This window comes from Bradyrhizobium sp. CCBAU 11434 (assembly GCF_028128895.1).
Classification (GTDB): Bacteria; Pseudomonadota; Alphaproteobacteria; order Rhizobiales; family Xanthobacteraceae; genus Bradyrhizobium; species Bradyrhizobium zhengyangense.
Map to the genome: position 1 here is coordinate 1 of NZ_LBJX01000021.1, position 599 is coordinate 599.

General features: G+C 63.1%; 2 protein-coding genes. Both read right to left on the reverse strand.

The window, feature by feature from the left end:
• On the reverse strand, positions 1-294 hold a 294-nt coding region (tnpB, locus tag XI06_RS12840), incomplete at its 3' end, for an IS66 family insertion sequence element accessory protein TnpB (protein WP_271605474.1).
• Between the two features lie 106 nt (positions 295-400).
• On the reverse strand, positions 401-568 hold the full coding sequence (locus tag XI06_RS43710) for a transposase (RefSeq protein ID WP_442869425.1): 168 nt from the start codon (positions 566-568) through the stop codon (positions 401-403).
• Positions 569-599: the final 31 nt, after the last annotated feature.

Genomic DNA, 599 nt, shown 5'->3' on the forward strand with positions numbered 1-599 from the left:
CCGGACCCGCTTCCAGTCCATCCCATCGACCAGGGCCATCAACTGCGCAGCATTCAGCTGCACCCGATGATGCCCGATCCGCGGCCAGCAGAACCTCGCCTTCTCAAGACGCTTTAAATAGAGGCATACGCCAGAGCCATCCCACCACACGATCTTAATTCTGTCGGCTCTTTTGGCTCGGAACACATAAAGCGCCCCATCGAACGGATCTGAGCCGGCATCGCGCACCATCGCAACAAGGCCATCGATACCCTTGCGGAAGTCGACTGGATGGCTAGCCAGGAACACCTTCACGCCGGAGGGGACCATGCCGAACGGACCGCCCGGATCACCCGCCGCAACTGCGCCTCGTCGACGTCCACGCCGGCGCGCACGATCACCTCGCCAATGGCAATTTCGATCACCGCGCCTGCCGCAGACGCCACACGCCTTCGCAACTCGAGTGCCGCGCGAGGCAATGTCGGTCCGCCCGAGCATCACGGCGCCAGGCGAATAACTGGGACGGGTGAATGCCGATTCTGCGGGCGATCGCCGATACGCTCGCGCCAGGCTCCAGCGCCTCTGTCACGACTTGCGCCTTGAACTCGTCCGACCAGTGT